At 62.9% G+C, this 21,293-nt stretch carries 20 protein-coding genes; 11 read left to right on the top strand and 9 right to left on the bottom strand.

Translation table 11 applies throughout. The features are described from left to right. The first annotated feature begins 132 nt into the window (after window positions 1-132). The 3 genes from YUA_RS0106415 to YUA_RS0106425 all read left to right on the top strand — a co-directional run bounded on the left by YUA_RS0106415 (window position 133) and on the right by YUA_RS0106425 (window position 4,367). Complete coding sequence (locus YUA_RS0106415; protein ID WP_027529935.1) at window positions 133-1,266, top strand: glycosyltransferase family 4 protein; 1,134 nt, start codon at window positions 133-135, stop codon at window positions 1,264-1,266. A 120-nt stretch (window positions 1,267-1,386) separates the two neighbouring features. Beyond that, window positions 1,387-2,934 (top strand): undecaprenyl-phosphate glucose phosphotransferase, encoded by a 1,548-nt coding sequence (locus tag YUA_RS0106420; RefSeq protein WP_027529936.1) that lies wholly within the window; start codon window positions 1,387-1,389, stop codon window positions 2,932-2,934. 179 nt (window positions 2,935-3,113) lie between these two features. Next, window positions 3,114-4,367: an O-antigen ligase gene (locus YUA_RS0106425; RefSeq protein WP_027529937.1), complete on the top strand. Its 1,254-nt coding sequence runs from the start codon at window positions 3,114-3,116 to the stop codon at window positions 4,365-4,367. Here YUA_RS0106425 and YUA_RS0106430 read toward each other — a convergent pair. After that, the gene (locus YUA_RS0106430) at window positions 4,339-4,812 is read right to left on the bottom strand and encodes a MarR family transcriptional regulator (protein WP_051383119.1); all 474 of its coding nucleotides are present in this window, start codon (window positions 4,810-4,812) and stop codon (window positions 4,339-4,341) included. The two genes, YUA_RS0106425 and YUA_RS0106430, sit on opposite strands and share 29 nt — an antisense overlap. Window positions 4,813-4,960: 148 nt before the next feature. Between YUA_RS0106430 and YUA_RS0106435 the strand changes: the two genes are divergently transcribed. After that, window positions 4,961-6,157 (top strand): FAD-dependent monooxygenase, encoded by a 1,197-nt coding sequence (locus YUA_RS0106435; RefSeq protein WP_027529939.1) that lies wholly within the window; start codon window positions 4,961-4,963, stop codon window positions 6,155-6,157. A gap of 118 nt (window positions 6,158-6,275) precedes the next feature. Here YUA_RS0106435 and YUA_RS0106440 read toward each other — a convergent pair whose 3' ends face one another. The 4 genes from YUA_RS0106440 to YUA_RS0106455 are packed head-to-tail and all read right to left on the bottom strand — an operon-like array spanning window position 6,276 to window position 10,264. Continuing rightward, entirely contained in the window at window positions 6,276-7,451 is a 1,176-nt protein-coding gene (locus YUA_RS0106440; protein ID WP_027529940.1) for a trans-acting enoyl reductase family protein, read from the bottom strand. Window positions 7,452-7,480: 29 nt separating this feature from the next. Beyond that, complete coding sequence (locus YUA_RS0106445) at window positions 7,481-8,659, bottom strand: trans-acting enoyl reductase family protein (protein WP_027529941.1); 1,179 nt, start codon at window positions 8,657-8,659, stop codon at window positions 7,481-7,483. Window positions 8,660-8,668: 9 nt separating this feature from the next. Continuing rightward, window positions 8,669-9,451 carry a DUF169 domain-containing protein gene (locus YUA_RS0106450; protein WP_027529942.1) on the bottom strand — a complete coding sequence of 261 codons (783 nt, stop codon included), beginning with the start codon at window positions 9,449-9,451 and terminating at the stop codon, window positions 8,669-8,671. A 45-nt stretch (window positions 9,452-9,496) separates the two neighbouring features. Beyond that, window positions 9,497-10,264: a YdcF family protein gene (locus YUA_RS0106455; RefSeq protein ID WP_035970563.1), complete on the bottom strand. Its 768-nt coding sequence runs from the start codon at window positions 10,262-10,264 to the stop codon at window positions 9,497-9,499. A gap of 183 nt (window positions 10,265-10,447) precedes the next feature. Here YUA_RS0106455 and YUA_RS0106460 point away from each other — a divergent pair, with 183 nt between their 5' ends. From YUA_RS0106460 to YUA_RS0106470, 3 genes are all read left to right on the top strand, one after another. Beyond that, a complete protein-coding gene (locus YUA_RS0106460) occupies window positions 10,448-11,389 on the top strand; it encodes an acetamidase/formamidase family protein (RefSeq protein WP_027529944.1) in 942 nt (313 codons plus the stop codon). 189 nt (window positions 11,390-11,578) lie between these two features. Continuing rightward, entirely contained in the window at window positions 11,579-11,776 is a 198-nt protein-coding gene (locus tag YUA_RS0106465) for a hypothetical protein (RefSeq protein ID WP_007603456.1), read from the top strand. A 72-nt stretch (window positions 11,777-11,848) separates the two neighbouring features. Continuing rightward, a complete protein-coding gene (locus tag YUA_RS0106470; protein WP_027529945.1) occupies window positions 11,849-12,337 on the top strand; it encodes a GcrA family cell cycle regulator in 489 nt (162 codons plus the stop codon). A 279-nt stretch (window positions 12,338-12,616) separates the two neighbouring features. Here the strand turns inward: YUA_RS0106470 and YUA_RS0106475 are convergent, their stop codons facing one another. Beyond that, window positions 12,617-14,104, bottom strand: coding sequence for a porin (locus YUA_RS0106475; protein ID WP_027529946.1), 1,488 nt, complete (start codon window positions 14,102-14,104; stop codon window positions 12,617-12,619). A gap of 409 nt (window positions 14,105-14,513) precedes the next feature. On the opposite strand from YUA_RS0106475, the gene YUA_RS0106480 reads away from it, so the two are divergent. Next, window positions 14,514-15,020, top strand: a complete 507-nt coding sequence (locus YUA_RS0106480; RefSeq protein ID WP_027529947.1) for a MarR family winged helix-turn-helix transcriptional regulator — start codon at window positions 14,514-14,516, stop codon at window positions 15,018-15,020. A 34-nt stretch (window positions 15,021-15,054) separates the two neighbouring features. Here YUA_RS0106480 and YUA_RS0106485 read toward each other — a convergent pair whose 3' ends face one another. Further along, the gene (locus tag YUA_RS0106485) at window positions 15,055-16,170 is read right to left on the bottom strand and encodes an alpha/beta hydrolase (protein WP_027529948.1); all 1,116 of its coding nucleotides are present in this window, start codon (window positions 16,168-16,170) and stop codon (window positions 15,055-15,057) included. A 261-nt stretch (window positions 16,171-16,431) separates the two neighbouring features. Then, the gene (locus YUA_RS0106490) at window positions 16,432-17,403 is read right to left on the bottom strand and encodes an SDR family oxidoreductase (RefSeq protein ID WP_027529949.1); all 972 of its coding nucleotides are present in this window, start codon (window positions 17,401-17,403) and stop codon (window positions 16,432-16,434) included. A 355-nt stretch (window positions 17,404-17,758) separates the two neighbouring features. Here YUA_RS0106490 and YUA_RS0106495 point away from each other — a divergent pair, with 355 nt between their 5' ends. Further along, complete coding sequence (locus tag YUA_RS0106495) at window positions 17,759-17,998, top strand: hypothetical protein (RefSeq protein ID WP_027529950.1); 240 nt, start codon at window positions 17,759-17,761, stop codon at window positions 17,996-17,998. A gap of 115 nt (window positions 17,999-18,113) precedes the next feature. Here the strand turns inward: YUA_RS0106495 and YUA_RS0106500 are convergent, their stop codons facing one another. Continuing rightward, entirely contained in the window at window positions 18,114-19,085 is a 972-nt protein-coding gene (locus tag YUA_RS0106500) for an alpha/beta fold hydrolase (protein WP_027529951.1), read from the bottom strand. Between the two features lie 160 nt (window positions 19,086-19,245). On the opposite strand from YUA_RS0106500, the gene YUA_RS0106505 reads away from it, so the two are divergent. Beyond that, complete coding sequence (locus YUA_RS0106505; protein WP_245285114.1) at window positions 19,246-19,836, top strand: TetR/AcrR family transcriptional regulator; 591 nt, start codon at window positions 19,246-19,248, stop codon at window positions 19,834-19,836. 193 nt (window positions 19,837-20,029) lie between these two features. Beyond that, a complete protein-coding gene (locus tag YUA_RS0106510) occupies window positions 20,030-20,269 on the top strand; it encodes a hypothetical protein (RefSeq protein WP_035970566.1) in 240 nt (79 codons plus the stop codon). Window positions 20,270-21,293 lie beyond the last annotated feature (1,024 nt).

Here is a 21,293-nt window from a genome sequence, read left to right on the forward strand (position 1 = left end):
CTGGGTTAATCACGAGGTCTCGCGGGTAGCGCATGTGCGCTCGTCACCGTTTGTTAACCACGAGGGCCCTTAATCCATCTCGATATTTCGAGAACGTTGTTCGGCATTCGCCGTCGAGCGCTGGTTTTGATCATGCCCCCCTCTTCCGACCAGCCGCTCCGTATCCTGCATGCCGTACGCGCCCCCGTCGGTGGCATCATCCGCCACATCCTCGACCTCGCCAACGGCCAGGTCGATCGCGGCCATCATGTCGGGATTCTCGCCGACAGCCTCACCGGCGGCGAGCGCGCGGACAAGGCGCTGGCCGAACTCGCGCCGCGGTTGAAACTCGGCGTGCATCGGCTCGCGATCCGTCGCGAACCCTCGCCGGAGGATTTTCTGGTCTGGCTGCGCATGCGCCGCCTGATCGTCACGCTCAAGCCCGACGTGTTGCACGGCCACGGCGCAAAGGCCGGCGCCTTCGTCCGCATGCGGCGTCGCGCGGACGACACCATCCGCATCTACACCCCGCATGGCGGCTCGCTGCACTATCCCCTCAACACCCTGAAGGGTGAGTTTTACGCGCGGCTTGAGCGCACGCTGATGGACGCGACGGACCTGTTCCTGTTCGAGAGCGCCTTTGCCCGCGACACCTACCAGCGCATCGTCGGCACGCCCAAAGGCGTGGTGCATTGCGTCTTCAACGGCGTGACGCCGGAAGAGTTCGAGCCCGTTGTCATCACCGACGACGCCACCGACCTCGCCTATGTCGGCGAGTTCAGGCACATCAAGGGCGCAGACCTCCTGGTCGATGCGGTGGCGCGGCTGCATGAGAGCGGCAAGAAGGTCACGCTGACGCTCGGCGGCGACGGCGAGGAGACGGCGACGCTGAAGGCACAGGTCGAGCGGCTCGGCCTGACGGGCGCGATCCGTTTCGTCGGCCACGTCAAGGCGCGCTACGGCTTTTCCAAGGGGCGGTTGCTGGTGGTTCCATCGCGCGGCGATTCCATGCCCTATGTCGTGATCGAGGCCGGCGCGGCCGGCATTCCCATGATCGCCGCACGCGTCGGCGGCATCCCGGAGATTTTTGGCGCGGAGAGCCCGGCCCTGTTCGCGGCCAGCAACGCCGAAGCCATGGCCGAGGCGATCGCGGCCGCGCTCGATGACCCGCAGGCGACCGCGCAACGCGCAGTCGCCTTGCGCGAGCGCATCTCGGCGCATTTCTCCCAGCAGGCGATGGTCGATGGCGTGCTCGCGGGTTATCGCGATGCATTCGCCAATCATTAACCATCCTTAAGGCCGCTTTAGAGAATCTTCCGATTTGTCCGATAATCGAAGTGCCAGGGGATGGATGCCCCGGGGACGCAAAGCCGCGCCCGCGGGTCTTTGGAATGGACGTGGACGCCCGTGGAACCGCTCAATGCACGCTCGATGCTCGATGCCGCGACCAGCGCCGCGGCCAAGCCGGCCGAGACAGCTTTCATCGAACGCCGCCGCCGGCTGACGCCGGCCGCGCTCGAGGTCGTGAACCAGAAGGTTGCCCGCGCTTATTCGCCGATCGTGATCGCCGGCATCGTGCGCGCAGCGGATTTCGTGTTGCTGAGCTTCGTCGGCGTCACCCTCTATGTCGGCTACGTTATGCCGCTCGCCGGCTTCAGCTGGGTCTACCCCGCAGAGATCGCCGCCGTGGCGGTCGCCGCCGTGGTCTGCTTCCAGGCTGCCGACATCTACCAAGTGCAATTGTTCCGCGGTCACCTCCGGCAGATGACACGGATGATCTCCTCCTGGTCGTTCGTCTTCCTGCTGTTCATCGGCATCTCCTTCTTCGCAAAATTCGGCAGCGACACATCGCGCGTGTGGCTTGCTGGCTTCTATATTCTCGGTTTCACGGCTCTGATCGTCGAGCGCCTCATCCTGCGTTCGCTTGTGCGCAACTGGGCGCGTCAGGGCCGGCTCGACCGCCGCACCATTATCGTCGGCTCCGACAGCAATGGAGAGCAGCTCGTCGAGGCGCTGAAGGCACAGGAAGATTCCGACATCCACGTGCTCGGCGTGTTCGACGACCGCAACGACAGCCGCGCGCTCGACACCTGCGCCGGCGCGCGCAAGCTCGGCAAGGTCGACGACATCGTCGAATTCGCCCGCCGCACCAGGGTCGATCTGGTGCTGTTCTCGCTGCCGATCTCGGCGGAGACGCGCATGCTGGAAATGCTGAAGAAGCTCTGGGTGCTGCCGGTCGACATCCGCCTCTCCGCGCACACCAACAAGCTGCGCTTTCGTCCCCGCTCCTATTCCTATCTCGGCGAGGTGCCGACGCTCGACGTGTTCGAGGCGCCGATCACCGACTGGGATCTGGTGATGAAATGGCTGTTCGACCGTGTCGTCGGCGGCCTCGCGCTGCTTGCTGCGCTCCCCGTGATGGCGCTGGTGGCGCTGGCGGTGAGGCTCGACAGCCCTGGCCCTGTCCTGTTCCGCCAGAAGCGGTTCGGCTTCAACAATGAGCGCATCGACGTCTACAAGTTCCGCTCGATGTATCATCACCAGGCCGACCCGACGGCGTCGAAGGTCGTGACCAAGAACGATCCGCGCGTCACCCGCGTCGGCAGCTTCATTCGCAAGACCAGCCTCGACGAGTTGCCGCAGCTGTTCAACGTGGTGTTCTCCGGCAATCTCTCCCTGGTCGGCCCGCGTCCGCATGCGGTGCAGGGCAAGCTCCAGAGCCGCCTGTTCGACGAAGCCGTCGACGGCTATTTCGCCCGCCATCGCGTCAAGCCCGGCATCACCGGCTGGGCCCAGATCAATGGCTGGCGCGGCGAGATCGACAACGAAGAGAAGATCCAGAAGCGGGTCGAGTTCGACCTCTATTACATCGAGAACTGGTCGGTGCTGTTCGACCTCGTCATTCTCCTGAAGACGCCGCTCTCGCTTCTGACCAAGAACGAGAACGCGTATTGATCTGAGTTTCTTTGTCATGCCCCGCCTTGTGCGCAATTGCGCACTGGGGCGGGGCATCCAGTGCTCCGCGGCATCAGCCGTTTCGCAATAGGCGCCGCGGAATACAGGATCGCCCGGTCAGGCCGGGCGATGACAGCGGTGTTTGTGGCGTACAAGTAGCGTAAGCGTATGAGCGTATGATGGCGTATGCGGCAACAGCCGGTGGAATGAACGTAGCCGCACCGGCTGCGCCCGGCGTGCTGGCCCTCCAGCGCGCGCTGGTGTGGCTGGTCGGCGCTTCCGGTGCGATCGTCTTCATCGAGCCGAGCCCCTACGAGATCGCGACGTTATTCGCCACCGTCGCGTTCTTCGCCACCGGCCTGCGGCTCAAGCTCGTACTGATACCGCTGGTGCTGGCCCTGATCTTGCTCAATTTCGGCTACACCATCAGCGCGATCCCGCTGCTCGACCAGTCCGAGGTCGCAAGCTGGATCGCGACCTCCTGGTACATGGCGGTGACCGTGGTGTTCTTCGCCATGGTCACCTCCGAGGACACGGCGGCGCGGCTCGACATGTTGCGCCGCGGCCTCGTGGTCGGCGCGATGGTCGCATCGCTCTCGGCGATCGCGGGCTATTTCAACCTCATTCCCGGCGGCCACGATCTGCTGACGCTCTACGAGCGCGCGCGAGGCACGTTCAAGGACCCGAACGTGCTCGGCGCGTTCCTGATTCTGCCGGCGCTGTTCGCGCTCCAGAGCGTGGTCTCGGACAAGCTGGCCAAGGCATTCCGCAACGTTATCGCCTTCGGCATCATGTCACTGGCGATCCTGCTCGCCTTCTCCCGCGCCGCCTGGGGCGGCTTGGTGCTGACCTCGGCCTTCATGCTGGCGCTGATGGTGCTGACAAGCCGCACCAATGCGCAGCGCTCGCGCATCATCATCATGGCCATCGTCGCGGTGGTGCTGGGCCTCGCGCTGATCGCGGTGCTGCTGTCGTTCGATTCCATCGCCGAGATGTTCAAGCAGCGCGCGAGCTTCGACCAGAGCTATGACGAAGGCCGCTTCGGCCGGTTCGGCCGGCACATCCTTGGCGCAGAGATGGCGCTCGACCTGCCGTTCGGCATCGGTCCCCTACAATTCCACCGCTTCTTTCCCGAAGACACCCACAATTCCTACCTGAACGCCTTCATGTCCGGCGGCTGGCTCTCCGGCGTGTGCTATCCCGCGCTGGTCTTCACCACCATGATCACAGGCTTCCGCCACATCTTCGTCCGCGTGCCCTGGCAGCGCGCTTATCTGGCGGTGTTCTCGGCCTTCGTCGGCACCGTCGGCGAAAGTTTCGTGATCGACACCGATCACTGGCGCCACTTCTGGATGATGCTGGGCGCGATGTGGGGCATGATCGCCGCCGCGCAGGCTTACAAGATCAAGTCTGGCGAGGATGCTTCAGCTTGAGCGCGGGCCGCTTCTCCGGCGGCGTATCGAGCAGGCCTTTCAGCGCCGCGGTCGCCGCGAGGACGCCCTTGTAGCCTTCGTTCGCGAAGCGCAGCAGCAGGCGCAGTTCCTCGTCTGAATAGGCACTGAAGACCTTCTCCATTGCCTGCTGCATCGGCACGTAGAGCTGGCCGATCTTCATGGCGGTTTCCGGCACGACGGCGATGTAGACCTTGCGGCGATCGGTCTCGTCCCGCTCGCGGCGCACCAGCCCCGCCTTCTCGAGCCGGTCGACCACGCCGGTGATGGCGCCAGTCGTTAGCCCCGTCACCTCGGCGAGCCGGCCGGCGGTCACGCGCCCCTCGAGGTAGAGGATGTCCATGCATTCGAGGTCGGAATTGGCAATTCCGGCCACGTTCGCAACGGTTTGCCCATAGAGCACGCCCTGCGCCGAAGACCGCCGCATCGCCTCTTCCAATTCTCCGAGCAGCGCCGCGCGCGCCTTTGCCCTTGACAAGGCCCACCTCATCTCTTAGTCGATATATATCTTAGCCACTAAGAGATTTAGCGGCCGTAATTTCTCCTAGCACCACGGAAGCGTCGGGAGCAAGCCAATGCCTCATCGTCCCCGCAAGGCCCTGATCATCGGCGCCGGCATCGCCGGGCCCGTTGCCGCCATCCTGTTGCGCCGCGCCGGCATCGAATCCGCGATCTACGAAGCCTGGCCCTACGCGAAGGGCATCGGCGGCGGCCTCCAGATCGCGCCCAACGGCATGCATGTGATGGACGAGATCGGGCTTTCGGGCGAGCTGATCAGTCGCGGTTCGATCGCGGAATCCTTCGACTTCTATTCGCAAGAAGGCCGACGGCTCGGCTCGATCAACCGCGACATGGCGCGGCGCTTCGGCCAGCCCGCGGTCAATGTCTGCCGCGCCACGCTGAACGAGATGCTGATCGACAAGGCCTGGTGCGCCTGCGTCTCGCTCTATTTCGACAAGCGCCTGATCAAGATCGAGGATCGCGGCGACCAGCCGATCATTGCCTATTTCGCCGACGGCACCACGGCCGAAGGCGACTTCCTGATCGGCGCCGACGGCGTGCATTCGATCACGCGGCGCCAGGTCGTGCCGGACGGACCAACGCCCTTCAACACCGGCCTCATCGGGTTCGGCGGCTTCGTGCCGCACACCGTACTCGACAGCCGGTCGATCGGCCGGCATGTCGAGACCACGTTCGGGCGGAGCGGCTTCTTCGGCTATGGCTATTGCAGCCCTGATCCGAAGGACGGCGTGATGTGGTGGAGCACGCAGCCCGCGTATGGCATGGATGCCGAGATGTTCCGCGCGCTCGACCAGCAGACGCTGAAGCAGCATCTGCGCGGCTTCCATCACGGCTGGCACGATCCGATCGCTGCCATTATCGAGGCGGCCGAGAAGATCGTGGTCACCGACACGCTCGACGTCGCGACCTTGCCGACCTGGTCGCGCAAGCGCTCGCTGCTGATCGGCGATGCTGCGCATGCAACCAGCCCCCACGCGGGCCAGGGCGCCTCACTCGCGCTGGAGGATGCGATGCGGCTTGCGCGACTGATGCAGGAGGGCCAGGAGCTGACCGCCACCTTCCAGGCTTTTGAGGCCGAACGTCGCCCCCGCGCCGAGAAGATCGTCGCCATCGCCCGCCGCAACGGCAACAGCAAGCGCGAATTCAGCGCCACCGGCGCCTGGATGAGAAATCAGATGATGAAATGGCTGCTGCCGCTGGGATCGAAGAGCATGGATTTCATGTACGCGTACGACGCGCGAGCGGTGTAATGGCGAACTGTCGTGTAGGTGTCGTAGGGTGGGCAAAGGGCGCAACGCGCCGTGCCCACCATCTCTCCGCAATGGAAGTGGTGGGCACGCTCAGCTTTGCCCATCCTACGAAACCGAGCTAGCTCTCCACAGCGAACGACAGACCGGCGTGATCGACGAGCCGCTTGATCAGCTTGTGCTGCATCGCTGCACCCGGCGTCCAGAGCCCTGCCGGTACATCAGGCGTGTCGCGCAGCAGGCAGATCGCACATTCGGAGATGATCTTGGCCGTTGACGCATAGCCGGGATCGAGATCGCCCTTCACGGCCGCGCGAACCTGACGGCCATCGGGCGCAATCGCGACATAGAGCAAGTCGTAATGCCCGTTGTCGCGCTCTTCCTTCGACGGCCCCTCGCCGGGCTTGAGCGCCTCGGGGCCGGTCTTTTCGCTGTTGGCGGCCATGACAAGCCTGGCGTTGGCCTGACCTTCGTCGCCCGTTCCCGTCAGCACCATCTCGTCGTAGACGAAATCCCGGCCATAGGGGAACCCCATCAGCATGTTGGAGCGGTGGACATTGCGCGTGTTGAGCGTCGCCATCGCGAACGGGGCCGACCAGGATTGCAGGTCCTCTTCGAAAACAGGCTTATTGCCGCGCGGCTGCTTCGGCCCCTCGAAGCCTGGCGTGAACGCAAAGGGATCCTTGAGAATCGACACCAGGCTGAGATCCTGCGCAACCGCTGCGAAGGTGAGCCTTGCGCTCGCCGAGGTGCCGCCGGAGAACTTCCAGCTGAGATCGCGGACGCGCCCCTTGACGCGCGGCGCCGGCGCTCCGAACACGCGCCTGGCTTCCTCCTGCACGAAGAACGCACCGAGCTCGAACGGCACGGAGTCAAAGCCGCAGGAGAACATAATGCGCGCGCCGCTCGCCTTGGCGGCCGCTTCATGCCTGTCGATCATCTGCTTCAGCCAGATCGGCTCGCCGCAGAGATCCATGTAGTCGGTGCCCGACGCGACGCAGGCCGCAAGCAGATCGGAGCCATAAAGCTGATACGGGCCGACGGTGGTGACGACCAGCTTCGCCTGATCGACCATCGCGCGTAACGATACAGGATCGGCTGCGTCCGCAACGATGAGCGGCGTATGCGCGGGTGCGCCGATCGCATCGCGAACCGACGCGAGCTTGTCTCGGCTGCGCCCTGCCATCGCCCATGTCGGCGCACCGTCCCCGACATAGTGCGCGGCGAGATACTCGGCCGCGAGCTGGCCGGTATATCCCGTTGCGCCATAGACGACGATGTCGAACTTCGCAGACACGGATCACGCTTCCTTGGGGATCGCAGACCTTATGCTTCCACTGTGAATGTCAGCCCTGCGTTGTCCCGCAGCCGCTTGATCAGCTTGTGCTGCAGCGCTGCGCCAGGGGTCCAGAAGCCGGCTGCGACGTCGGTCACGTCGCGCAGCATGCAGATGGCGCATTCGGAGATCATCTTCGATGTCGAGCCGTAGCCGGGATCGCGGTCGCCGGTGACACCGGCGCGGACCGCACGGCCGTCGGGCGCGATCGCGACATAAAGCAAATTGAAGAGCCCGTTCTCGCGCTCTTCCTTCGATGGTCCCTCACCCGGCTTCGGCGCGCTCGGGCCGGTCTTCTCGGCGTTGGCCGCCATCACGCGCTTGGCGTTGGCCTCGCCCTTCTCGCCGGGACCGGTCAGAACCATCTCGTCGTAGACGAAGTCTTGGCCGTAGGGAAAGCCCATCAGCATGTTGGAGCGATGGACGTTGCGGGTGTTGATCAGCGCCATCATGAACGGCGCGGCCCAGGATTGCAGGTCGTCCTCGAGCACCGACCTGTTGCCCTTCGGCTGCTTCGGTCCGGTGAAGCCCGGCGTCAGCGCGAACGGATCGTTCAGGATCGCAATGAGGCTGATGTCCTTCGCGACCGCATCGAAGGTTGCCTTCGCGCTCGCCGCGGTGCCGCCCGACAGCGTGCCGCGCATGTCGCGCACGCGGCCCTTCACCCGCGCGGCGGGCGCGCCGAACACGCGGTTGGCCTCTTCCTGCACGAAGAACGTACCGAGCTCGAACGGCACGGAGTCAAAGCCACAGGAGAACACGATACGCGCGCCGCTTTCCTTCGCAGCCGCCTCGTACTTGTCGATCATCTGCCGCATCCAGATCGGCTCGCCGCAGAGATCGAAATAATCCGTGCCGGTCGCAACGCAGGCCGCGAGCAGTTCCTCGCCGTAGAGCTGATACGGACCGACCGTCGTGATCACCGACATCGTTTGCTCGGCCATCGCCCTTAGCGAGGCGGCGTCCGACGCATCCGCGACAATCAGCGGAATATTCCCGGGCGCGCCGATCGCATCGCGCACCGATTTCAGCTTGCCAAGGCTACGGCCCGCCAGCGCCCATTTGAGTGTCTTGTCGCTCTTATAATGCTGGGTCAGATATTCGGCGACGAGCTGACCGGTGAAACCGGTTGCGCCGTAGACGACGATGTCGAATTTCGCAGAGCTCATGGTCGACCTTTACTTCTTCGCGTAACTCACGCCCATGCCGGCACGGACGTCGCTTTGAATACCATAGGGCGGAATCGGATAGCGCAGGCCGTTCTTGGCCAGCGCCTTCATGCCTTCGATTGCCTTGGCGAGATGCGCAGGCTTCAGGGCCATCAGCATCTCCTCGTCCGGCACGCCGCCATAGCGCCGTTCGGCATAGCATGGCAAGGACAGGCTGGGCTCGCCGCTTTTGAGCGCCCGGCCCCAGGAATCCGCGCACGCGGTCTCGCCGACCACGCCCCATTCGAACTTCTTGTAGCCGGTGTATTGCAGCCCGTTGATCAGGATGATCATCTGGCCGGGCGTTGCGTAGACGAGGCAGATGTCGGGTGGATCGAGCCGGCCGCTCGCCAGCGGGCTGACCGCGAGCGCCTGATATTGCCCGAACGGAACCACGTCCAGCGCCTCCTGGCGCTTGCGCGCATCCTCCGCGGTGCCGTGCCAGACCCCGACATAATTTTCGCCGGCGAGCCATTTCTCGTCCTGGGGGCTAAGCCCGATCACCGCGCGGCACTGCGCGCCGACGAGATCGTCGCCGGTAATGCCGACGGTCCATCCCAGGCGCGAAGCCATGCTGACGATCTGGTCGGTGGTGTGGACCGCATTCGGCCGCCGGATTTTCGGAATCGCCTCCATGTCCGCGGCATGCGCGAACAGCTTCATGCCGATCACCGTGGTCTTCAGCCGCAACAGGGTATTGAGATCGGCCACGAGGCCGGCAAGATCGATCGTATCAGCGGCTAACTGCTGCATGGCATCCTCCCGGCGCGCCCCTGTTGTTGGGCTACTGAGGCTGTTCTAGTCCTTGGCCGGCCCGGGAAGCAACTCGCTGGTCCTGCCCACGAGTCGGTTGGCCACGAGGCCGATCCATTCGCGCACAGCCGTGTCGGTTCGGCCGAGACCGTCCGAACCGACATTGGTGAAAGAGAACAGATCGTCGCGTCCGCCCATCCGCCAGTCGACGGGATAGGCTTCGACATCAAATCCAGCCTTGCGGAATATCCCCATCGAACGCGGCATGTGAAAGGCCGAGGTAACCAGCAGCCAGCGCTCGCCCGGTTTCGGTGCCACCAAGCGCTTCGTGAAGATCGCATTCTCGTAGGTGTTGCGCGAGTCCCGTTCCACGATCAGGCGTTCCCTCGATATGCCGATATTTTCCAGGACCGGTACCGAGTAGTCGGCTTCCCTGGCGCCGGGCGAGACTAGGTTGGCAGAGCCCCCCGTGAAGACGATGCGCGCATTCGGATAGCGACGCGCAAGCTCGGCCGGCGCAAAAAAACGATCGGCCGCGTGTGAGACCACCGGCGTGTGATGCGCCGCCGACAGATCGGTATCAACCGAGCCGCCCAGCACGATGATGCCGTCGGGCGTGCCGCGCGACGGATCCCACGCCGGAAAGCGTGACTCAAGCGGATAGAGCAAGAGATTGCCAAGCGGCGAAAAGGCAGCGAGCGCGAACAGGATCAGCGTGGTCGCGGCCAGCTTCCGGCCGAGCCCGGCAAAGCGCGTTGCCATCAGCACGACCGAGATGATCCCGAGTTCGACCAGAAGATTGATCGGCACCACTGCGGCACCGAGCGTCTTGGAAAGAAGGAAGTACAGGGGAAGCCTCGCTGAAACGATCGTGGTGCGCAGGCTTGACCCCGCCCATCTTCAGAAATCTTCTTGGAAGAGGATCGATTGCCGGGTCAAGCCCGGGCATAACAAGATCTCATGACAAGTTCTGATGAAATCGATTGGACGCGGCAAATGACCCATCATCACCTGCATTCAAGTCCCGAAACCTGCCATTGGGGCTTCTTTGAAGCCGCGCTCAAGCCCGTCCTCACCATCGCCAGCGGCGATGAGGTGACCGTCGATACCATCAGCGGCGGCCCGGACATGCTGCCCGACCGCAGCAGGTTTCACATTCCGCCGGAGATGTTCGAGGTTCACGCCAAGAACGAACGCATGCTCCCCGGCCACATCCTGACCGGCCCGATCGCGGTCGAAGGCGCCGAGCCCGGCGATGTGCTCGCAGTCGAGATCCTCGACGTCCAGCTCCGCCAGGACTGGGGCTGGAACATGATCAAGCCACTGTCAGGCACCCTGCCCGACGATTTCCACGAGACGCGGATTCTCAACATCCCGCTGGACCGGACGCGAATGGTCGGCCGGATGCCGTGGGGCCTCGACCTGCCGCTAAAACCGTTTTTCGGCGTGATGGGCGTTTCGCCGCCGCCCGCCTGGGGCCGCATCTCCTCGCTCGTTCCGCGCGCCATGGGCGGCAATCTCGACAACAAGGAGCTCGGCGCCGGCGCGACGTTGTATCTGCCGGTGTTCGTCCCGGGCGCGATGTTCTCCTGCGGCGACGGTCATGGCGTGCAGGGTGACGGTGAGGTTTGCGTCACCGCGATTGAGACGGCGCTTCAGGGCCGCTTCCGGCTGACGCTGCGCAGGGATTTGCGGTTCGACTATCCGCGCGCGGAGACGCCGACCCACTATATGACCATGGCGATGGACCCCGACCTCGACCAATGCGCGGTGCGGGCGCTGCGCGACATGATCGTGCTGCTGGGCGAGACGCGAAACCTGTCGCGCGAGGACGCCTATACATTGTGCAGTCTCGCGGCCGATCTGCGGGTGACCCAGACCGTCAACGGCTCCAAGGGCATCCATTGCATGATCGACAAGGCGATCGTGCACGGCTGATCTCGCCGGCACCTCCTGACCGCGGCCGCCCGGGCATTCCGGACGGCGCGCTGAGTCGCGTCTGATTTCCTGCACGATTCCAACGATCTAAGCGACGAGCTAAGCCTGCATTTGACTTCCACCCCTGAACCTAAATAGAGTCTTAATCGTTACTTTTATGTACCCGAGTAAGAGGCTAGCGTTCGGGCCATGGCCACCGAAAAAGCCGAGACTGACCGCATTCCCGTAACCTTGGCGCTCTCGACCATCACCTACCTGGAGAAGTTGGTGAGACAGGGCACCCACGGCACCAGCGTTCCCGGCGTCGCACGTACCTTGATCGAGGAAGGCATCCGTCTCGCCATCAAGGACGGGCTTTTGTCGATTCGCGACAATGGCAGAACGTGAGCGTGCGCCGAACGTGAAGCGGACGGATCTCGAGCTGCGGTTGGCCGATTGTCGCAACCTGGGACCGTTACAATGCCTGTTCTCTCACCAACCTGGACCAACGAACGAATTGAACTTCTGAAGCAACATTTCGAGGCTGGTCTATCCTGCCGCGAGATCGCCGCCGACATCGGCGTCAGCCGCAACGCCGTGATCGGCAAGCTGTCGCGCCTGAATCTCACGCGCGGCCGCTCGGTCGACGAGCGCAGACTCCAAGACAGGCACCAGGACCGGACTAGCGCGCCGCGCGCGCACAAAGCAGTGCCCCGGCTGCAATTTGAGATGCTCGCCACGATCTACGGCGAATCGGACGTGCCTGTCGCGACCGGACCAATCGACGAAGCCAATCGCTGCTCGCTAATGGAGCTCGGCGAGAACCGCTGCCGCTGGCCGATCTCGACGCCCGGTGCGGAGGATTTCTGCTTCTGCGGCAATGCCGCGCACGACGGACAGCCCTATTGCACCGGCCACAAGCGCCTCGCCTACCGGCCGAACTCGCGTGCGCGCGTCATGCGCGGCTGAAGCCCGCCGTCCCTTGGACTCAACGAAAAACCTCCGGCAGGGCACTGCCGGAGGTTTCTGGAGGCTTAGCGTGAAGCTAAGAGCCGCGAATTTTCAAAACCGGCTAAGAGCAATATAGCTGATCAACTCAGGTAAGTAAATAAAATTTTTGTCTATCGAATCGCATAGCTCGTCTTCGCTCGCGCAGGACATTTCTGATTTTGAAGATCAGCACCTCATCAAGAAAAAACCCCGGCAGTTTCCCGCCGGGGTTCTCCAATCGAATTGCGCGATCGATGATCAGAAGTTGCGCTGAGCACGCAGCAGCATGCTCACCGAGTTCTGGTCCTTCAGCTCGTACACGGCCGCCGGCTTCGCTGCGGTGGCAATGCCCGGGCTCGCGATGGCGCCAGAGTACTTCTGGTCCAGACGCGACCAGCTCAAGTCGGCAGTGAACGCCAGGTTCTTGACCGGAGTCCACACGGTGTTGACACCGATGACCCCGAAGTTGAAGTCCGGATTACAGGTCGAACCGGCCACGGCGATCGCAGCGAAGTTGGTGCAGATCAGGGCCTTGCCCGTATTGCCGTACTTCAGCTGGGCATAACCACCGTAGACGGCGCTCGCCCAGTTCGGGCTCCAGTTGTGGGTATAGCCACCACGGAGACCCCAGGTCTTGACGGTATCGATGCCGGTAGTCGTTCCAAAGACGCCGTCAGCAATACCGGCGAAGCCGGTGCTCTGATACGCGCCGGTGCCGCTACCGCTGAACATGAAGAAGCTCTGCGGGAACAAGCTCTGGAAATTGTAACGAGTTGCACCGTCCGTGTAGACGGCCTGCAGGTTGATGACGTCGCCCGCACCGGTCGGGATGTTCTTGATCGACAAAGAGCCCTGCACAGCCCAGCCCCACTTGTCGGAGGGGTGACCGCTGGTCTCCGTCAAGCCGTAGTAGGCAGCATGGAGGTCATGCGCAGCAACCGAGAGCTGGGCCAGACCCCAGGCCTGGTCGACGCGCACGGCACCAAGGATGTCGGGAGAACGCGTGCCACCCCATGAGTTGGCACCATAGACGCCCGTCACGAACTGAGCAGCCGTACCCGACGACACGTTCCAGAGATTCGACTGGCCGTTTGACGCCGTCGTCTCCTCCTGCAACGCGATCGAAGCGGTGATGCCTTGGCCGAAGTCCGCCGTATAGGCAGCCTGGTTCACACCGTTGGTGTGGTTGGAGCCGCCCGGAATGGTGTCGGGACCGCCAGCCGGATAGCTCTGCCACGGGGCATCGAAGATCGATACCGTGCGGCCGAAGGTGAACCCGGCGAACTGGATAAATGCATGGTAGAGGCCGAGCGCGGGGGCACTGGGCGAGATCGTCGACGGGCCGCTGCCGGTGACGTTGGACGTGTCATAGGTGAAAACCATGTCGGCGTAGGTGCGAACAACGCCGTACTCGGTCGCCGTGCGGGTGTCGACATTGAAGTCGAAACGGGCGCGGCTGTAATAGTAGTTGGTCACACGGTTGTTTGACCCACCGTTCACAGAGCTCGTGCTGTTATTGAAACCGTAGTCGCCAGTGCCGCCGAGAACCGCGTCAGCGCGCAGGTAACCACCCAGCTTGATGCAGGTGTCGGTACCCGGCATGTAGTAGAAACCCGCGCCGTAGAGCGAGCAGACCTTCACGTATTCGACCGCCTTGGCCTTGACCGGAAGATCAGCCGCCTGAGCTCCACCGACGGCGATCAGAGTCGCCGCAGTGCCGAGCAAAAGGCTCTTCACCACTTTCATATAAAACCTCCAAGTTGTTCATTTTACGGAGACCGGACCGTGAGGCCCCCCAGATCCCCGTCTCTTCAAATCCGCTCGGCCGCTTCCCGCTTTCGGACGCACCCGCTTGAGACGCGAGGGACGTGAGCGAACCACCTGCAACGGGACGATTGAGAACCCCCCACCGTCCGGATCAATATGCCTGCGCCGTTCCGTTAATCAAAATAGTTTATCAGCTCAGCTTTGTGGTTTCACCAACCCTGTGTCTGCCGCGCAACACCGGACGCGCGAGCTAAAAGGCTGACCGGATCATATTTGTAATTTCCGTGACACAATTACCCTGCTCTGCACTTGCGTCAGGGCAGGCTTGCGTGGACTATGACCGCCGCGAAGACCGGCCAGAAAGAAATCAGCCTGCGGGAGTGACGCTGTGTCAGCGACGAGGAAAGAAGGGGCGCGCGTCCGCTCCGTCGGCAATCTCGATATCATCAGGCGATTCACCTGGGAGATATCATCGATCAACATGTATCTGGAGGAGCTGCGTCAGTTCTGGGCCAGGACGCTAGGCATCAGCGGACCGCAATGGCTGATCCTGATGGCGATTTCCGACCTCGACAAGGACGACGGCGTCCCCGTCAACGTGGTCTCCAAGCTGCTTCATGTCGATCCGTCCTTCGTCACCACCCAGTCCAAGCTTCTCGAGAAGAAGGGCCTGCTGCGCCGCCGCCCCTCACCGACCGACGCCCGCGTGGTACGGCTGTCGCTGGTCGAAAAGACGCAGAAGCACATCGCGAGCCTCAACGAGCAGTACAAGACGATTCGCGAATTCGTCTTCCAGGAGTTCGACGAGAACGAGCTGACCGAATTCACCACCAAGCTCGCGACGCTGAAGACCCGACTTGAAAAGGCCTGCGTCAGGATCTCCCTCGACTTCTGAGGCGCGCATCCGATCTTGCGCCAGGAGGCCGCGCTCAGATCCGCTTGCCGACGGCACCGAGCTGCGATTCGAGCCAGTCGAAGATGTATTCGTTGGCAAGGCTCGGGTTGTCGGCATGAGCCTGCGCCGCGCCGGTCTCCGCCGCGGTGAACACTTTCAGCACGATATCCGAACTGCCGAGCTGGGATTTTTGCAGGATCTGACGCGCCCGGTCGGCCTTGAGCCAGCCGTCCTCGCCGAGCGTGATCAACACCGGACATTCGGCGCCCGAGGCCATCAGCGGCGCATGCGGCACCGGGACGATGCTGAGATCGCTCATCGCAAAACGGCTGGCAAAGAACGACCGCTCGTGCAGGTCCCACAGGCCGCCATCGCAGACGGCCGCGGCGAGACGCGGCTCCTGCAACACCGCACGTGCCACGAACGAAGAGCCCCACCCGTCAGCCACGATCGCAACGCGATCGAAATCGACGTCCTCGCGCTCCTCCAGATAATCCATCGCGCTGGCAACCGAGCTTTCGAGATCCCGGCGCTGCATGAGCATGTCGGCGTAATCGTCGCGCTGGTCGCCGAGCAAGTCCAGCGCGAGCATCGACAACCCACGCTCGCGCGCATGGGGCGCGAGCTTGAACAGGAATTCTTCCTTGCGGTGGCCGGGCTCGCCGATGCAGATCACCGTCGGGGCGCGACCGTTCGCCGCAGGCGCAGGCAGGAAATAGCCCTGCAACGAATGACCTTCGCCCCACGGGATTGTCACGACTTCGCCGGCCGGCCCGCGCGCCGTGAGGAAACGGCGAGCGCATTCCTGCATCGCGAGCACCGCGACCCAGCGGCGCTCGTCGGCGGGATCGAGCGGCATCGCGGCCGCACCGTAGTAGTTCATCGCGCGCAGCCAGTTGCGCTGCGCGGTCACCATATGGCCTTCCGCGAACGCCGCCTCGGCACGATGCCGGTTGGCCTGCGCCAGCTTTTTCCACTCGCGATGCCAGGACTGCTCGTCGTCGCGCTTCAGCTGCCGCGCGATCATCAGGCATTCGGCGATGGTGGCGCCGCCCTCCTGGGCCGCGGTGAGCAGCCGCGTGAATTCAGCAGAGATATCCTCTCTCTCCGGGCAGAGGATAAAATCGTCGGAGAGGCATGCGGGTATCATCGGTGCTACGCTTTATCGTGGCGTTACCGTGCTTCACTAAACTATTTCAGTTCGCCAACCAAGCTGCCCTGCGCTGAATGAGACCCGTTCGAGATCACCATCGCTTGAACGCATGTCACATGTCGCATGCGTGACATTCCGTCACGTCATGAGACGGAGAACGCGCGCGGGAGGGCAACGAAAATTACCCGAGCAAAATCACCTGCGCACTCTTGCAATGATGATCATCATACCCACATCTGCGCGCGCTCGTTGACAGTCTCAGCCGAGTCGCCAGCCGACTTCCTGGGTGAAACTTTCGTAGAAGGCGCGGTCATAGGCCTGCTCGGGCGCGGCGCGCACGCGTTCGTCGAGCAGCTTGGCGTCCTCGCCGACAAGGATGCGCCAGCGCTCCGCCTTAACGCCGTCGAGAATGATCCTGGCGGCCTGCGCCGCCGTCGTCGGCGCGTCCTCGAGGAAGGTGCGGGCGCGTTCGGCGAACGCCGCCTGGATGTCCTCGTCCGACATTTTGTCAGCATCTGGCACGCCGGCCGCAACCATGCGCTTGCGGGTCAGCACGACCTCCTCGGTGTTGAGACGCTCCGATCCGTCGCCGCTCTGCACCTTGCGTGAGTTGGACACGATCGAGGTGCCGATATGGCCGGGCATCACCACCGAGCATTTGACGTGCGGCGCATGCAAGCGGAGGTCGTTGATCAGCGCTTCGCTAAATCCCTTCACCGCGAACTTCGCCGAGCTGTAGGCGGTGTGCGCCTGGCCCATGCCGATCGAGGCCCAGAATCCGTTGACACTGGCGGTGTTGATGATGTGGGCTTCGTCAGCCTTGACCAGCATGGGCAGGAAGGTGCGGACGCCAAGATAGACGCCGCCCCAGCAGATGTTGAAGGTGCGCTCCCACTGCTCGCGTGTGTTGATGAACAGGCTGCCGCCACCGCCGATGCCGGCGTTGTTGAACAGCAGATGGATCTTGTCCGTCTTTTGCTGCTCGGCAAGCTCGTCGCGGAAACGCTTGAGATGATCCTCGATCGAGACATCGGCGACATGCGTTGTGACGCGCAGGCCCTGCGGCAGCTTCTCGATCTCGCAGAGCCGCTTGGTCGCCGCCATCGCGGCTTCCGAGACGTCGCACATCGCGACGTTGCAGCCCTCGACAACGAGTTGCCGTGCGAGCTCGCGCCCCATGCCCGTGCCACCACCGGTGATGACGGCGATCTTTCCAGCAAATTCCTTCATGGGACTTCGGCCCTCCCCTTATCGGCATGCTTCTTCGTCGTTGGCGCGCCGCGCATGCGACGCGCGCCAAATGTAGCAGCGCCGCATCCGCAGGTAAAAGCGGATCGGCGCTGCTACCCGGGTCTTGTGAATGGCGGATCGCGCGGCGCTGCCCGACGATCGCTCATTCCTGCGCCTTTCCCTGTGGATTCCCCGTAGTGGTCCGGCTTCGGGTTTGAGCCAACTTTTTCACAATCCGAATCGTCAAATGGGGAACGCGGGGCGATTCGGGCCGGCCGCGTGTCGTTTCCGACACAGGCTGTGGCACTCGGCTTGCATTCTCCTCGTGGTCGTAACTACCGATGAGGTGACTGGAATGTTCATAACCGTCGTGGCCGTGCTCTGCCGGCTTGGCGCCGCTGCTTCTGGCAGCTGCGTGGAAGAAATCGTGACCGACAGCAACATGACGCCCGATATGTCGATGATGGCGTGTGCGGTCGGTGCGCAGGCCCCGCTTGCAAAATGGATGGGCGAGCATCCGATCTATCACGCCAACTGGCGCCTCGATCGCTACAAATGCGTGCCGGGTCACTACGAGATCAAGGGCCACGCCTAAGGCCCCGCAAAACTACTGATATCGAGGAAACGCCCGGGCCGCCCTCCCCGCGCGAGATTGCAGCGCCAGCCCCATCGCGGCGGCGCGCCGCGTGACAACGATCACGCCCTTCCCCTTAAGCCACCGCACGCAGAATGTTCGCACGCGCCTGCCTCCCTTCCGGCGTCGGCATCAGCGCATAATTGTGCGGCTGGTCACGGAGCAGATGCAGCTCAACCGGCACGCCGGCCGCCCTCGCCCGCTCGGCAAGATCGACGCTGTCGGGAAAGAGCAGATCACGCGTGCCCGAAAAGATCGTCATCGGCGCGAGCGAACGAAAGGCGCCGTTGAGCGGGCTGACGAAGGGATGGCCGATATCGAGTTCGCCGGCATAGAGCCGCCCCGCCTCGATGATTCCCGGAATGTCCTGAATCGGATCGCGCGCGGCGATCTCGACCTGCTCCGGACGGCTGATCGATGCGTCGGCTGCGGGCGAGATCAGGATCAGCCGGCTCGGCTGCCGATGCCCGCGGTCGCGCAGCCACTGGCATGCGGCAAGCGCGAGGCCGGCGCCGGCCGAATTGCCGACTACCGTGACCTTTGCCGACCCGGCATCCTCCAGCAGCATCCGCAACAGCTCCGCCGTCGCCGGTACGACGTCCTCTGCGGTCGCGCGCGGCGCAAGCGGATAGATCGGCACGACGCAGACGACGCCCGCCTTGCGTGTCATCTGGCCGACGAAGCGCCAATGCGCCGGCACGATCTCGTTGATGTAGCCGCCACCATGCAGGAACATCACGTGGTTGCAGCCCTCGTGTCCTGACGACGGAGCAGTGTAATAGACTGGCCATCCGCCCATCTTCGTCAGCGTCGCCTCGACGCCACGGCCAAGCCCGGTAGGCTCATGCGAGGCTGGCGCCAATGCGAGCTTCTGAACATGCGCCTGCACGGCCTCGGCTGAGGCTAGCTGCACCTTGTAGGAAAGCAGCCCGAGCAGCAAGTTGAAGACGCGGCTCTGCAAGCTCGGCGCGGGATCGTTTGCAGGCTTCGCCCGCGAGACATTGCATTCGCAAAGCCGCCCGATCGACAGCATCTTCGCAACGCTCATGCTCCTGCCCTCATTTGCTGCGCCCGACCGGCACCAACTTGCTTCTATCTCTCGGCTACCAACCCCGCCTATAATGCGAGCATTCACTCGCTTTTCATACTCGCATTCAAAGTACAGGATCATGGCGCGCAAACCGCCGACAAAACCCCGGAAAAATGCCTTGCAGGAGCGATCCCGCGTCACGGTCGACGCGCTCGTCGAGGCAACTGCTCGCATTCTGGTTCGCGAAGGTTTTGAGAAGACGAGCACCAACCGGATCGCCGAAATCGCCGGCGTCAGCGTCGGCTCGCTCTATCAGTATTTTCCGAGCAAGGAGGCGCTGGTCGCCGCCGTGATCGAGCGTCACAACGAGGAGATCATGGGTATCGTCCGCACGACGCTCACCGAAGTCACGGACATGCCGATCGAGAAAGCCGTCCGCCGCCTCGTCACTGTCGCGATCGACGCGCACCGCATCAACCCCGAACTGCATCGCGTGCTCGCCGAGCAGATCCCGCGCGCAGGAAAGCTCGACGTCGAAGCCTTCAACCGCGAGGTCCACGCCCACGTCCGCGCTTATTTCAACAGCCATCGCAAGGAAATGCGCAAGATTGATCTCGATGTCGCGACCTTGATCTGCGTCAGCACAATCGAAGCAGTCGCGCACAACACGGTGCTGAACCAGGCCGAGATGCTGTCGGACAAGATGGTGCGGACGCTGGTGGACGAGACGACGCGGATGGTGGTGGGGTTTTTGCGGCCACCGGCTTAGCTCTCGTTGTTCGATACAGGCTCGGTGACTCCAAGCCGAGCTTCGGCAAGCTGCGGTCGGCCTGCAACCGCGAGGCGCGCGCTGTTACAGAATCGTCGCACTTCAAGAACGCGTGCGCGAGTCCTTCGAGGGGTTGAATCGTGCGCAGAAGCCCTACCTATCCGGGCAGGAGAATACCTGAGAAAGTCAGCTGATGAAGTCACCAGAATGGAAGGGAATTGCCGTCGCGTCCGCTATCGCGTTCCTGTCAGTATCCCTTTTGGCAGCCGACGCGCTCCTGGACCTGAATGCCAACGCGTTGGTCAAACGCCTGGAGAGCGCGCAAGCCTCCTTCGTGGAGACGATGGCGCAGCATCAACTCGCCTTCGCCGTTAGGCCATGGGCCCGTGGCAAGAGTCCACCGGAGCAGCAGTGTCAGCGCAGCGCGTACTGACGGCCACCGCGGGCACGGGCTCATTGCGAAAACAGGAGATCGCTTGCCAATCAGCGATCGCGCAAGCGTTCGGCCCATCTCTGAAGAAAAATGCTCGGAGCGAGAGGATTTGAACCTCCGGCCCCTAGTCTCCCAGACCAAAGCTATTTGCATTCGGGCAAATCTGTTGACACCCCCTGAACAAGATTATTCAGACAAATCAACAATTTCGATGTGTCATCTAATGCCGGCGAATCGTCCTGACTATAGCGCAATTTAGCGCACGGCCTTACGGCCCGTTCGTGTCTCCTCTGTCAGTCACTCAGCCGGCGGTGCATCACCCGCCGGCTGATTTTTCAGGGGGAGATCATTTTCAACTACTGACAAGGAGAAAATAGTTGCCAATCGACCCATTCAAGCCGGTCTGAGCGGCCCGCCGCCGTTTCGAGCGTGCGACCAACTTTCAGCTACGCATCTGCCAGCTAAATCTGAAGGAGGCGAGCAACCTTCGGGCGTCCTACGGTATGGTAGATCGAAACTTCATCGTCATGAGCGGAGAACTTAATGAGGTAGAATCGTGGTGTCGTGACGAAGGCGTGCTCGGACCGCACGAATTTCTGAAGGAAGCCGCATGAGGGACGATCGAGAGGGAACGGTCGGCCCAATATCCGGGCTCACATCGGAGTGGTATTTTGACGGGCAGCTTGTCTGCCTTGAGCACCCCCACTATCGGAAGGCAAGACGGCCGAAAAGACGGCGGAATGGATGCTTGGCGAGTTAGCCCGAGAGATTGAGCTGGGCACGGCTAGGGCCGCCCGCCAATTCCCATTGCCCGCGATCATCCCTCGCGCTTAGATTGCGCGGGGAATTTTACATTTTGATCACGGGGGCGAATGATGAAAGTGATCTTCTTCCTACTAGCCTTGATTGCTGGCGGCATAGTCCGCGCGCAAATGGTGGCTTCGGAGCCTTGTTCTCGTCACACCCCTCACGGAGCAGCCTGCTTCTGCAATCATGGAGTTGTAAGGGGCCATCCTAAACCTGG

It is taken from the genome of Bradyrhizobium sp. WSM3983 (assembly GCF_000473045.1).
Taxonomy (GTDB): Bacteria; Pseudomonadota; Alphaproteobacteria; order Rhizobiales; family Xanthobacteraceae; genus Bradyrhizobium.

Coding starts and splice junctions, on each gene's coding strand:
- YUA_RS0106430 (WP_051383119.1), bottom strand. CDS start 4,812: ATGCGGCGGTCTTCGGCGCAGGGCGTGCTCTATGGGCAAACCGTTGCG.
- YUA_RS0106460 (WP_027529944.1), top strand. CDS start 10,448: ATGACCCATCATCACCTGCATTCAAGTCCCGAAACCTGCCATTGGGGC.
- YUA_RS0106435 (WP_027529939.1), top strand. CDS start 4,961: ATGCCTCATCGTCCCCGCAAGGCCCTGATCATCGGCGCCGGCATCGCC.
- YUA_RS0106465 (WP_007603456.1), top strand. CDS start 11,579: ATGGCCACCGAAAAAGCCGAGACTGACCGCATTCCCGTAACCTTGGCG.
- YUA_RS0106500 (WP_027529951.1), bottom strand. CDS start 19,085: ATGAGCGTTGCGAAGATGCTGTCGATCGGGCGGCTTTGCGAATGCAAT.
- YUA_RS0106475 (WP_027529946.1), bottom strand. CDS start 14,104: ATGAAAGTGGTGAAGAGCCTTTTGCTCGGCACTGCGGCGACTCTGATC.
- YUA_RS0106415 (WP_027529935.1), top strand. CDS start 133: ATGCCCCCCTCTTCCGACCAGCCGCTCCGTATCCTGCATGCCGTACGC.
- YUA_RS0106495 (WP_027529950.1), top strand. CDS start 17,759: ATGTTCATAACCGTCGTGGCCGTGCTCTGCCGGCTTGGCGCCGCTGCT.
- YUA_RS0106445 (WP_027529941.1), bottom strand. CDS start 8,659: ATGAGCTCTGCGAAATTCGACATCGTCGTCTACGGCGCAACCGGTTTC.
- YUA_RS0106425 (WP_027529937.1), top strand. CDS start 3,114: ATGGCGTATGCGGCAACAGCCGGTGGAATGAACGTAGCCGCACCGGCT.
- YUA_RS0106510 (WP_035970566.1), top strand. CDS start 20,030: ATGAAGTCACCAGAATGGAAGGGAATTGCCGTCGCGTCCGCTATCGCG.
- YUA_RS0106450 (WP_027529942.1), bottom strand. CDS start 9,451: ATGCAGCAGTTAGCCGCTGATACGATCGATCTTGCCGGCCTCGTGGCC.
- YUA_RS0106490 (WP_027529949.1), bottom strand. CDS start 17,403: ATGAAGGAATTTGCTGGAAAGATCGCCGTCATCACCGGTGGTGGCACG.
- YUA_RS0106485 (WP_027529948.1), bottom strand. CDS start 16,170: ATGATACCCGCATGCCTCTCCGACGATTTTATCCTCTGCCCGGAGAGA.
- YUA_RS0106470 (WP_027529945.1), top strand. CDS start 11,849: ATGCCTGTTCTCTCACCAACCTGGACCAACGAACGAATTGAACTTCTG.